Annotated in this window: 11 protein-coding genes; 8 read left to right on the top strand and 3 right to left on the bottom strand. The window is 70.3% G+C overall.

The window, feature by feature from the left end; all coding sequences use genetic code 11:
* Nucleotides 1–154: 154 nt before the first annotated feature.
* From A2U95_RS23250 to A2U95_RS23215, 8 genes are all read left to right on the top strand, one after another.
* Nucleotides 155–940 (top strand): SDR family NAD(P)-dependent oxidoreductase, encoded by a 786-nt coding sequence (locus A2U95_RS23250; protein WP_166026392.1) that lies wholly within the window; start codon nt 155–157, stop codon nt 938–940.
* Nucleotides 941–942: 2 nt separating this feature from the next.
* Nucleotides 943–1530 carry a sigma-70 family RNA polymerase sigma factor gene (locus tag A2U95_RS23245; protein WP_166026398.1) on the top strand — a complete coding sequence of 196 codons (588 nt, stop codon included), beginning with the start codon at nt 943–945 and terminating at the stop codon, nt 1528–1530.
* A 14-nt stretch (nt 1531–1544) separates the two neighbouring features.
* On the top strand, nt 1545–3218 hold the full coding sequence (locus A2U95_RS23240) for an FAD-binding oxidoreductase (protein ID WP_166026390.1): 1674 nt from the start codon (nt 1545–1547) through the stop codon (nt 3216–3218).
* A gap of 189 nt (nt 3219–3407) precedes the next feature.
* Nucleotides 3408–4622 (top strand): non-hydrolyzing UDP-N-acetylglucosamine 2-epimerase, encoded by a 1215-nt coding sequence (gene wecB, locus A2U95_RS23235; RefSeq protein WP_166026388.1) that lies wholly within the window; start codon nt 3408–3410, stop codon nt 4620–4622.
* Nucleotides 4619–5368 (top strand): hypothetical protein, encoded by a 750-nt coding sequence (locus A2U95_RS23230; RefSeq protein WP_240957833.1) that lies wholly within the window; start codon nt 4619–4621, stop codon nt 5366–5368. Before wecB ends, A2U95_RS23230 begins: the two co-directional genes overlap by 4 nt.
* Before the next feature lie 25 nt (nt 5369–5393).
* Complete coding sequence (locus A2U95_RS23225) at nt 5394–6671, top strand: FG-GAP repeat domain-containing protein (protein WP_166026386.1); 1278 nt, start codon at nt 5394–5396, stop codon at nt 6669–6671.
* A gap of 87 nt (nt 6672–6758) precedes the next feature.
* A complete protein-coding gene (locus tag A2U95_RS23220) occupies nt 6759–8003 on the top strand; it encodes an acyltransferase family protein (RefSeq protein WP_166026384.1) in 1245 nt (414 codons plus the stop codon).
* 22 nt (nt 8004–8025) lie between these two features.
* Nucleotides 8026–8808 (top strand): alpha/beta fold hydrolase, encoded by a 783-nt coding sequence (locus A2U95_RS23215; protein ID WP_240957830.1) that lies wholly within the window; start codon nt 8026–8028, stop codon nt 8806–8808.
* Between the two features lie 71 nt (nt 8809–8879).
* Here A2U95_RS23215 and A2U95_RS23210 read toward each other — a convergent pair whose 3' ends face one another.
* Genes A2U95_RS23210 through A2U95_RS23200 form a run of 3 tightly spaced genes read right to left on the bottom strand, consistent with a single transcriptional unit; the run spans nt 8880 to nt 11295 of the window.
* On the bottom strand, nt 8880–9878 hold the full coding sequence (locus A2U95_RS23210; protein WP_166026380.1) for an MsnO8 family LLM class oxidoreductase: 999 nt from the start codon (nt 9876–9878) through the stop codon (nt 8880–8882).
* A complete protein-coding gene (locus tag A2U95_RS23205) occupies nt 9875–10408 on the bottom strand; it encodes a hypothetical protein (RefSeq protein WP_166026378.1) in 534 nt (177 codons plus the stop codon). Before A2U95_RS23205 ends, A2U95_RS23210 begins: the two co-directional genes overlap by 4 nt.
* The gene (locus A2U95_RS23200; RefSeq protein WP_240957827.1) at nt 10405–11295 is read right to left on the bottom strand and encodes an alpha/beta hydrolase fold domain-containing protein; all 891 of its coding nucleotides are present in this window, start codon (nt 11293–11295) and stop codon (nt 10405–10407) included. Before A2U95_RS23200 ends, A2U95_RS23205 begins: the two co-directional genes overlap by 4 nt.
* Nucleotides 11296–11546 lie beyond the last annotated feature (251 nt).

Below are 11546 nucleotides of genomic sequence, written 5' to 3'. Positions count from 1 at the left end.
CCGCCCTCGTCCTGATCACCACCCTCACCACCACCCTCTTCCTCCGCACCCCCACCACCACCAAATAACCCCTGCTCCCCCACCGGACAACCGCCGCATCCGCCAGGGCGGGGAAGCAGCCGCGACGCCTCCCCGCCCGGCGAAAGGAGAAGTGATGGATCTGCAGCTCAAGGGACGGGTCTATCTCGTCACCGGCGCCTCCACCGGCATCGGGCATGCCACCGCCCGCGTGCTCGCGGAGGAAGGCGCCCAGGTGGTGGGGGTGGCCCGTGACATCACCCCGCTGCGCGACCTCGACCCCAACATCAGCGGCCACGCGGGCGACCTGACCCGGCCGCAGACGGCGCAGGAGGCGGTGCAGCACACCCTCGACCTTTTCGGCCGTCTGGACGGACTGGTCAACAACGCCGGGGCGCTGCGCTCACGCGAAGGCTTCCTCGCCGCGGACGACACCGACTGGCACGAGACGTTCGAGCTGAACCTGTACGCGGCGGTCCGCGTCACCCGGACCGCACTGCCCCACCTGCTCGAGAACGGAGGCGGCAGCATCGTGCACGTGGCCAGCGAGGCCGCCCGCTTCCCGGACCCCTCCATCGTCGACTACGCGGCCTCCAAGACGGCCCTGCTGTCGGTGTCCAAGTCCCTGGCCGCCGAGTTCGGCCGCCGCGGCGTCCGCTCCAACGTCGTCTCGCCCGGCCCCACCCGCACCGCACTCTTCGACGCCCCGGGAGGCTTCGCCGAGCAGCTCGCGGAGCGCTTCCAGCTCACCCCCGACCAGGCGGTCGACCACTTCATCCGGGAGGAACGGCGGCTGCCCAGCGGCCGCATCGGCACGCCCGAGGAGGTCGCCACGGTCATCGCCTACCTGCTGTCGCCCCTCGCCTCCCAGATCACCGGCGCCGAGTGGGCCGTCGACGGCGGCGCACTGCGGCAGCTGTGAGTATGCCGGCCGCCCCGGCGGCGCAGCCGCACACCCGGGCGGAGGCATTCGAGACGGAGGCCCTCGCGCACCGCCCCAGCCTTCTGGCCGCTGCACGCCGTCTTGAGCCCTCCTGCACGAGCGCCGAGGACCTCGTGCAGGAGACCTACATGAAGGCGTTCCGTTCCTTCCACCAGTACCAGGCGGGCACCAACATCCGTGCCTGGCTGCACCGGATCCTGACCACGACGTTCCTGACCCACCACCGCAGGGAACGGGTGCGCCCTCGAATCGTGGGGCCCTGGGACGAGGACCTGCACGTTCGCCTCGCGGCACGGGCGGGCGCCGCCCAAGCGGTCTCGGCGGAGGAACAGGTCCTGGCGAGGGTCGCGCGCCCCGACGTCCTGGAGGCGCTGCACGCCCTGCCCGCGGAGTACCGGACGGCGGTGCTCCTGGCAGACGTCGAGGGCCACTCCTACCAGGAGGTCTCCCGCATGCTCCGGATCCCCGTCGGCACGGTGGGTTCGCGGGTTCACCGCGGGCGCCGGCGGTTGCGTCATCTGCTCTCCCATCTGGACCCCTGCCTGGGTGTCCGACCGACCACGCAGTGAAGGAGTCAACGACCATGAGCGGTATCGACAGACGCGCCCTCCTGGGCCGCGGCGCGGCAGTCGCCGGCGGCGCCGCGGTGGCCTCCGGCCTCCTGGCCGGGGAGGCGCGCGCGGCGTCTCCTGAAAGGGGCGCCGCCGGCATCGGCGCCACCGTGACGAAGGGCGATTCCCGTTATCCCACCCTGATGACGGGGAACAACCAGCGTTTCGTCGCCACGCCGGATTACGTGAAGATGATCCGTTCGTCCGCCGACGCGGAGCGGGCGCTGGAAAAGGCCGTGCGGGACGGACGGAAAATATCCGTGCGCAGCGGCGGGCACTGTTTCGCCGATTTCACCTCGAATCCGGAGGTGGAGGTGATACTTGATTTTTCGGAGATGAACGACGTCGGCTACGACGAGAAGATGCGCGCCTTCTCGGTGGAACCGGGGGCGCGGCTGCTCGGCGTGTACGAGAGCCTCTTCAAGGGATGGGGCGTCACCATACCCGGCGGCATCTGCTACAGCGTGGGGGCCGGCGGGCACATCGTCGGCGGCGGGTACGGGCTGCTGTCGCGCGCCCACGGCCTGGTCGTCGATCACCTGTACGCCGTGGAGGTGGTGGTGGTCGACGAGGCCGGGCGGGCCCGCACCATTGTCGCCACCCGTGAGGCGGACGATCCGCACCGGGAGCTGTGGTGGGCGCACACCGGTGGTGGCGGCGGCAACTTCGGCCTGGTCACCAAGTACTGGTTCCGCTCGCCGGACGCCCGGGGCTCGAAGCCGGAGGAACTGCTGGTGAAGGCTCCGGCGAAGGTTCTGGTGAGTGCCGTCGACATTCCATGGGAGGGGCTGGACGAGAGGTCCTTCAAGCGGCTGGTGAGCAACTTCGGGGCCTGGCACGTGGCCCACAGCGCTCCCGACAGCCCCTACCGGCACCTGAGCAGTCTGTTCAACGTGTCCGCCAAGGCGCACGGCAGTCTGGGGATGTTCACCCAGGTCGACGCGTCCGTGCCGGGCGCCCGGGAGATGCTCGACTCCTACATGGCGGCCGTCACCAGCGGGACCGGCGTGAGGGTGCGGTCGCTGGACCGCGGCAACGGCGAGCTGCCGGCCATGCCAGGTCTGGACCGGCCCCGGGAACTGCCCTGGCTGCAGGCCACCCGACTGGTGGGGACGGACAACCCGACGATCACGAACCCCACCAGCCGGGGCGGTCACAAGTCGGCGTACATGCGGCAGAACTTCACGGACCAGCAGCTGACGGCGCTCTACCGGCACATGAGCCGTCCGGACTTCACCAATCCCGACACCATGCTGGTTCTGTTCTCCTTCGGGGGTCAGGTCAACGCCGTCGCGGAGGATGCCACCGCCAACGCCCAGCGGTCGTCGGCCTTCAAGATGTGCTTCCAGACCTTCTGGAGCGATCCGGACGACGACGGCTTCTACCTGGGCTGGCTCCGGGAGCTGTACGGGGACTTCTTCGCGGCCAGCAACGGGGTGCCGGAGATCAACTCGGCCACGGACGGGTGTTACATCAACTACCCGGACCGTGACATGACCGACCCCCGTCACAACCGGTCGGGGACGCACTGGACGACGCTGTACTACAAGGGGAACTATCCCCGGCTGCAGCGGGTGAAGCGCCGCTACGACCCGGCGAACGTGTTCCGCCACTCGATGTCCATCACGCCCGCCAAGGCCTCCTGAAAACAAAAGCTCGAGCGTTCCGCCGGCCCTGCTCCCATGGAGCAGGGCCGGTTCTTCTTTCCCTTCGTACAAGTGAGCAATTGCGCGCGTTGACCCTTTCCGAAAAGAAATGCGATTCTCCTGTCGCAGAACATCGCCCCCGGAAAGAGAAAGGCTGGCGGCGATGAGGGATCCAGCGATGGGGAGACAATGCGAACTGTTTCATTAGTCATCGGAACGAGACCGGAGGCCATCAAGATGGCCCCCGTGATCATGGCCCTGCAGGCCCATCCGGAACTCACGCCCGTGGTCATCTCGACGGGCCAGCACCGTCAGATGCTGGACGAGACGCTCGACGCATTCGGTCTGGCCGCCGACATCGACCTGCGGGTCATGGCCCCCAAGCAGACACTGCCCCAGGTGACGGCGCGCATCCTGACCGGTCTGGAGTCCACGCTCCCTGGCCTCGGTGCGGATGTCCTGCTCGTCCACGGCGACACGGCTACCACGCTCGCCGGCGCACTGGCCGGCTTCCACCACGGCATACCGGTCGTCCATGTCGAGGCCGGTCTGCGCAGCGGACGGCTCTCCTCCCCCTTCCCGGAGGAGGGCAACCGGCGCCTGGTGGGCCAGGTGTCGGCCCTCCACTTGGCGCCGACGCCGGCCAACCGCGCCAATCTGCTGTGCGAGGGCATCGCCGACGAGGCCATCCTGGTCACCGGCAACACCGTCATCGACGCTCTGCGCTGGGCGGGCGATCACGCCACCGACTACGGTCACCCCGCCCTGCGGGGCCTCGACGAGGACCCCCGGCGCGTCGTCATCGCCTCGGCCCACCGCCGCGACGCCTGGCCCCAGCTGGCCGACATCGCCGCCGCGTTCCGGCGGATCGCCGACGAGCCCAGCACGCACGTGGTGGTCCCACTGCACCGTAACCCCGCGGTACGCGAGGCCATGCTGCCGGTTCTCACCGGGCATCCGAACATCACCGTCACCGACCCGCTGCCGTACCTCAGTTACATGAAGCTGCTCAAGCGGGCCGACCTCATCGTCTCCGACAGCAGCGGGGCGCAGGAGGAGGGACCCGCTCTGGGCAAGCCCACTCTGGTGCTCAGCGACGTGACCGAACGCAGTGAGGCGGTCGTCGCGGGCACGGCGAAGCTGGTGGGGAAGACGACGGAAGGCATCACCGCCGCCGCTCTGGAGCTGCTGCGTGACCCGGTCGCCTACGAGCGGATGGCGAGTGCCGCCAACCCTTACGGCGACGGCAGGGCCGCCGAGCGCACGGTCGCCGCGATCGCGTGTTTCCTCGGGCTGGGGGAGCGGCCGGCGCACTTCGTGCCGCAGACGCCGGTCGACCAGTTCGCCGCCGAGCTCGCCCGGGACGCCAGTTACCTGCAGCACTCGTCCCAGCCCGCCTCATGACCGCCGTGCCCCTGACGGACCGGAACGCGGTACGCCCGCTGGATTTGGGCGCCCCGGCGAACCCGGCACGTCTGATCGAGAACGTCGACCACCACCGGGTGGCCGGGCCGGCCATCGTCGTCAACCCCCACCCCGATCCTGTCCTCCTGAGCGTCGAGCCGCCCGTGACGATCCCCGGCCTGACGTCGACCATCGTCGTCGGCACGGAGATCGTGAGTGCTCCGTCCGTGATCGTCGTCGACCTCGCCGACGTGCCCGCCGCCGAGGTGATCCGCGCACCCGGCTGGCACCTGCTGGCGGACCTCCTGCCGCCCGAGGAGACGACCGGCGATGGAGGTTTCCCTCCGGAAACGCCGCTGTGGAGGGGGCCCCGGGCGGCGGCGGGCACCGTCCGTCTCGACGCCCCGCACCTGCTCGGGGAGCGCTCCGAGCGTGGCCGGGAGGAGGCCTACGACCTGTGGGTCAACCTTTGGTTCGCGCCGGCCGGCACGGACTGCGCGATCCACAACCAGCACGACTTCATCGAGGTCCACACCCAGATCACGGGCGTGGGCCGGATGCAGAAGTTCCACAGCCGCGACCACGCCACCTTGTACCAGGACATCCCGATGGCGCCCGGTTACACCACGCCACAGCCCTTCTGCCGAACTGCTCCGGACGGCGGCTACCTCTACCCGTGGCACCAGTACCGCGCCGACACCGACTGCGTATGGCTCGCCGTCGAGTACCACCGCCCCGCCGTCTGACCCCGAACCTTCGAGAGGACCCCTCATGAGCGACAACGCCGCCACCGACCGCCAGGGCAAGCCTGTCGCGCCGGCCTTCACCGCCGAGGTCGTCGCCGAACAGCTGCGCGACGGCTACTGGCTGGAGGCCCCGGACATCGACCAGGACGGCAAGCCGGACCTGTTCGGCTACGGCCTGCGTCTGGGCGAGATCTACTGGTACCACAACGACGAGAAGTGGACCCGTCGCCTGATCGCCGACGGTTTCAGGATGCCGGTGGGCGCCGACTTCGCCGACATCAGCGGCAACGGCCACCCCGACGTGGTCGTCTGCTACGAGCTGTACGGCCCGATCGGCACCATCCACGATCCGGATCCGGCCGGCGGAAAGATCGACTGGCTGGAGAATCCGGGCAGTCCGGACAAGGACGAGTCCCGCTGGAAGCGCCACTACGTGGGCCGGGCCACCGGCATGCACCGGCTGAGGGTCGGCCACTTCACCCGCAGTGACCGCCTGCAGATCGTCGGCGTCCCGATCGTGGCGGAGGCGGACGTCCACGCGGTGCTGCCCGTGGTGATCTTCACCCAGCCCGACGACGTCCACAACGCCGACGAGTGGCCGATGGAGACCATCGACGACAGCCACTTCCGCATGATCCACGGAGCCGAGAAGAAGGCCGGCCTGATACCGGGATCGGACCTGGACTCGCTGCTGTTCGCCTCCGACGAGGGCGTCACCTGGCTGTACTACGACGAGACGCGCAAGGAATGGGTCCGCCGTCTGATCGGCACTGGTGAGCTCACCCAGTTCGAGCAGACCGGGTTCCGCGGCAGCGGGGACGTCAACGCCGGCCGTGTCGGCGACGACCCGATGGCGTACGTCGCCGCGATCGAGCCCTTCCACGGCAACACCGTGGCCGTGTACACCAAGACCGGCGACGTCGACGGGGACGGCAACGACGTCTGGGAGCGCACGCTGCTGGACGTCTACGGCGACCCCAACGACAGCGGCGAGGGCCCCGGCCACCAGATCGTGTGCGCCGACTTCGACGGCGACGGCGAGGACGAGTTCCTCGTGGCCCTGCGCGGGCCGTGGCCCTGGCAGGGCGTCATGTACTACAAGGCCATCGACCTGGCCGGCGGCGTATGGGCCAAGTGGCGCATCGGTGACGAGTCCGTCGCCCGGATCGCCACCGCCGACTTCAACGGGGACGGCCGCCTGGACTTCGCGACCATCGCCTACTCCGTGCAGAACTACTACGTGGCCAAGGACGCCAAGATCATGCTCTACCGCAACCAGATCCCGCACGGCGACGCCCGGTAGCCCCGCCCCTGCCCCGCCGACCCCGCTGCCCGGCCTGCCGGCGAGTTGCAGGCCGGGCAGCACCGCCTCGATTCGAAAGTGCCCGCCATGTCCTCTGCTCCCACGCCACAGGGCGCCGCCCCCGCCAGGGCCAAGCTCTCCAAGCTCCCCTCGCTGACCGGACTGAGATTCTTCGCCGCCCTGCTGGTGTTCTTCTTCCACTCGTCCCTGTCGAACAGCCCCATCCCGCCCAACGCGCCCATCAACCCGTTCGCTGACAATACGCTGGCCGCCCTGTACGAGAAGGCGTTCGTCTCCACCGGCTACATGGGTGTGTCGTTCTTCTTCGTCCTTTCCGGTTTCGTGCTGGCCTGGTCCGCCAAGCCGGGCGAACGCATGACCGCGTTCTGGCGCCGTCGCATCACCAAGATCTTCCCCAACCACCTGGTGGTCTCCGCCGCCGTCGTCGTCCTGTTCGCGGGCGCCGCCATCACGAGCGTCTCCCACTGGCTGCCGAACCTCCTGCTGATCCACACGTTCTTCCCGCAGCCGCTCATCAACCTCAGCCTCAACCCGCCGAGCTGGTCCCTCGGCAGCGAACTGCTCTTCTACCTGCTCTTCCCCCTGTTGATCATCCCGATCCGGAAGATCCGCGGCGCGGGTCTGTGGGTGTGGGCGGCCCTCATGGTCGCCGGGACGATTGTCGTCCAGCTCGTCTCGACGCACCTCGTGCCCGACACGCCCAAGTCGGCGATCACTCCGATATCCGACATGCAGTTTTGGTTCGGCTACCTCTTCCCGCCCGGCCGCCTCTTCGAATTCGTGCTCGGCGCGATCCTCGCGCGCCTGGTGCTCAGCGGACGCTGGCCCCGCCAACTGGGCATCGGCCTCTCGCTGGCCCTGGTGGCCGTCGGCTACGGCGCCACCTTCTTCGTGCCCTTCCAGTACACCTTCGTGACGGCCACGATCGTCCCCATCGGACTGCTCATTGCGGCGGTCGCCGACAGCGACGTCCGCGACCGCAGCACCTGGCTCAGCAGTCGCCCCATGGTCTGGCTCGGCGAAGTCTCCTTCGGCTTCTACCTCGTCCAGGGCATCACCATCTTCTACCTGCGCACCCTGCTGGGGCCGGCGACGTTCAGCACCCCGGTCGCGCTCTTGGTGATCGCGCTGTTCTTCGCGGTCTCCCTCCTCGCCGGCTGGCTGCTCTACCGGTTTGTGGAGATGCCCGCCATGCGTCGCTTCAGCCGGAGCCGGCGCCCCGCATCCGCGCCCGTGCCGGTTGTGATCCCCTCCCAGCGCAGCGGCGCACCGGAGCGGACGCCGGCCTCCCCCGAGCAAGACCTCGTCTGACCGCCCCATGGAAGGTGTCATCGTGCCCGTCGTCCCCACGTCCCACGGATCCGACGTCCACTACCGGATCACCGGCTCGGGACCCCGACTGCTCCTCGTCCACGGCTCCACCAGCGACTCGGCGTCCAACTTCGCCCTGATGGAGCCGCTCCTGTCCCAGGACCGCACATTGGTCCTGCCCGACTACGCCGGAAGCGCAGACACCCCCCTCCCGCCCGGCGGAGAACTCACCATCGGGATGCTGGCCGACCAGATGGCCGCCGTCGTGCGGGCGACGTCCACCACCGCGGTGGACGTCGCCGGGGCCTCCCTGGGAGCCGTGGTCGCCGCAGCGCTCGCGGCAGACCACCCCGAACTCGTACGGCGCCTGGTCCTGGTGGTCGGCTGGGCCCGCAACGACGACCCGCGCCAGGAGATGGCCCTCGGTCTGTGGCGCCGCCTGGCCGACACCGACCCGCGCGCCTACGGGCAGTACATCACCGTGCTGGCCCACTCGCCCGAGCACCTGGCGGGGCTGGAGCCGAAAGAGCTGCAGGCGCTCGCCGAGGCGGCGGAGCCCACCGAGGGCGCCCGACGGCAGCTGGACCTGGACCTCACGGTCGACATCCGCTCCCGGATCCCCCGCATCAAGGCCCCGACCCTCGTCGTCGGCGCCAGCCGCGACCAGGTGATCCCCGTCCACCACGCCAGAGAACTCCACGCCGGCATCGCAGGCTCCCGCTACGCGGAGCTCGACAGCGGACACAACGTGCTGCTGGAGCAGCCGCAGCAGCTGGCATCGCTGATCGACGGCTTCCTCACCTGACATCCGGCAGATGACGGCGAGGCCCGCCCTCTTGGCCGGGGGCGGGCCTCGCCGTCATCTGCCGGGACTTGTCAGCCGACCGAGGCGGCGGCCCTGTCCACCGGCGCGGTCGACAGCTCGAACCCCTCGGCGAGCAGTTGGTAGGAGCGGATCCGGTCGGCCGGATCGTGCGTCAGGGTGTTCACCATGATCTCCCGCACCCCGTTGGCCCGGGCGAGCTCGCGCAGCCTGGGCGCCACATCCTCCACGGTGCCGTAGAGGAGCGCCTGCCGGTGGTGCGCCGCTCTTTGCGTCTGTGTGCCGCTCCAGCGGTGCCGGCGCACGGTCTGCGGCGACGGTAGCGGCCGGTCGTCGCCCAAATCCTTGCGCGCACGCCACAGCAGCACCGAGGCGGCCAGTTCGTCGGCCTTCGCCCGGGTGTCGGCCACCACGGCCCGCACGGCCAGCACTCCACCGTGGCCCGGCCCGCCCGTGGAGGCGGCGTGCTCGGTGCGGTAGGCGTCCAGTGCGCGGGCACTGGGTCCGGGCACCAGGAAGTGGGCGAAGGCGTAGCCCACGCCCATCCGGCCAGCCGCGGCGCCCGAGTCGCTGCTCGCACCCAGCAGCCACAGTTCCGGCGGCACCGGCGGCACCACCGACAGCGCGGCCGGGTAGGCGGTGGCGGCGCCCGGCAGCCGCAGCAGCGCCCGCAGTTCCTCCAGCCGCTGGGGGAAGTCCGCGGACGGACCACCCGCCCGGCCGATGCCCATGTCGACCCGGCCCGGGTGGAGGGAGGACAGCACCGCGAACACCTCGGCGACCTTCAGCGACGGATACCGCGGCAGCAGCACTCCCCCGGTGCCGACCCGGATCCGGTCGGTCGCCGCGAGGACTGCCCCGGCGAGGATCTCCGGGGCGCTCCCGGCAAAGCCGGGCGAGTGATGGTGCTCGGCCGTCCAGAAGCGGGTGAAGCCGAGCCGGTCGGCCTGCCGCGCGAGTTCGAGGGACGCCTTGAGGGCGTCGGCGCCGGTGTGTCCCTCGCCGATGGGGGCCTGGTCCAGGACCGACAGCCGCACCTCACCCGTGCTCACGACGCCTCCTTCGGGCCGTTGACGACGGCCGGCACGATACGGAAATCGCGCTGGAACACCAGGTTGTGCAGGTCCGCCGAGGCGATGGCGCGCAAGGTCGGCACTTCGGCCGCGGCCTGCTCGGGGGTGAAGACGTTCAGCGGCCACTCCCCCAGCGTCGCTCCACGCAGGTGCGGGTGGTGGAAACCGCGTCCGTAGTGCGCGATCAGCGAGATCGGCTGGATGCCGCTCTTCTCCTGCTCGGGCCACGACAGCGTCCACAACGCTGCCAGGCCCGCGTCGGGTGTGCGGGTGACCCCGCTCGCTTTAAGGGTCCCGGTGCTGTTGAGCATCGCGCGGTCGAATTCGCGCAGCACCTGGAGCGCGTAGGGGTCGAGCAGAGCGACGGCCTCGTGGAACAGCCGCTCCTTGGCCTGCCGGGAGACGGCGTCGCCGTGGGTGCCGTCCCGCAGGTCCCCGAAGTGGCGGCCCAGCGCGTGCAGGTGCGCGGTGTCCTCGGGGACGTGCGGGGGATTCTTCGTCGTCGTCACTTGTCCTCCTGGTACGGGTAGGTGTAGGGGTTGGTCGTTTTCACCGTGCGGAAGCGGGCGGCGAGCATCCGGCCCAGCCACTGGCGCATCGGATGCGGCTGGTCAGGTCCTTGCGGGGCCGGTATGAGCAGGGCGGCGTGCGGCGTGCGGGGGAAGAACCGCAGGGACGTCTCCACGCCGGCCTGCCGCAGGATGTGGGCATAGGCGCGGACGTCGTCCGCCACCGGGTCCAGGTCGCCGACGGCCAGGACCGCCGGTGCCACACCGGTGACGTCCTGGGCCTCCAGCGGGGTGGAGTACAAGACGTTCGGGCCGCTGAGCTTGCGCACCGGTTGTGAGCCCCGGTAGGCGCGCCATGCGGCGCGCATCTGCTCGGCGGAGGGGAAGGCGTCCGGATCGGCGCGGTAGGAACGGGCGCCGCAGGCGGGGTCGATCGGCGGGTAGGCGAGGAACTGCCCGGCCAGTGGCTGTCCGGCGTCCCTGAGTACCAGGGCTGCCGCGGCCGCCAGTGTGGCGCCCGCGCTGTCGCCGCCCACCGCCACCGGCGCGGCACCGCTCTCCCGCGCCGCCTCGCGCCGCGCCCACCCGGTGGCGGCCAGTACGTCCAGCAAGGCTGCCGGATGGGAGTGCTCGGGGGCCAGGCGGTAGGCGACGCTGACGACGTTGCTGCCCGAGAAGCGGGCCAGGTCCGCGGTGACCTCGTGCCACTGGGCTGGCGATCCCCGCTGCCAGCTGCCGCCGTGCGCCCACACCAGCCAGCCGCCGGACGGCCGGGCCGGACGGAACAGACGCACCGGCACCTGATGTCCGGCGGCCGACACGAGCAGGTCCTTCCACCGCACGGCGTCCTGTGGGGAGGCGGATCGGGCTGCCGGAGTACGGTTCACGGCGTTTTCTCCTTTCGGGTGGGCCCCTGGGGGCGGACGTTCGGCGCGCGGCCCGGCTTCCACCGGCACCCTGTCCGTCCGCCCCGTCGGTGCCAACCGATAGATGGCGAGGTCGTCCGCGCTCTGAGTCCGCAATGGCCGTCAGCGGATCGCGCCAGCACGGCAGTCACCTGGCAGCAGGGGTTATTTGGTGGTGGTGGGGGTGCGGAGGAAGAGGGTGGTGGTGAGGGTGGTGATCAGGACGAGGGCGG

It is taken from the genome of Streptomyces chilikensis, from assembly GCF_001642695.1.
Lineage (GTDB): Bacteria > Actinomycetota > Actinomycetes > Streptomycetales > Streptomycetaceae > Streptomyces > Streptomyces chilikensis.
This window is presented reverse-complemented; position numbering and strand designations above follow the sequence as displayed.

Excerpts from the sequence above, each read along its gene's own strand:
- A2U95_RS23240 (WP_166026390.1), top strand. The coding sequence starts at position 1,545 with ATGAGCGGTATCGACAGACGCGCCCTCCTGGGCCGCGGCGCGGCAGTC.
- A2U95_RS23250 (WP_166026392.1), top strand. The coding sequence starts at position 155 with ATGGATCTGCAGCTCAAGGGACGGGTCTATCTCGTCACCGGCGCCTCC.
- A2U95_RS23220 (WP_166026384.1), top strand. The coding sequence starts at position 6,759 with ATGTCCTCTGCTCCCACGCCACAGGGCGCCGCCCCCGCCAGGGCCAAG.
- wecB (WP_166026388.1), top strand. The coding sequence starts at position 3,408 with ATGCGAACTGTTTCATTAGTCATCGGAACGAGACCGGAGGCCATCAAG.
- A2U95_RS23245 (WP_166026398.1), top strand. The coding sequence starts at position 943 with ATGCCGGCCGCCCCGGCGGCGCAGCCGCACACCCGGGCGGAGGCATTC.
- A2U95_RS23230 (WP_240957833.1), top strand. The coding sequence starts at position 4,619 with ATGACCGCCGTGCCCCTGACGGACCGGAACGCGGTACGCCCGCTGGAT.
- A2U95_RS23225 (WP_166026386.1), top strand. The coding sequence starts at position 5,394 with ATGAGCGACAACGCCGCCACCGACCGCCAGGGCAAGCCTGTCGCGCCG.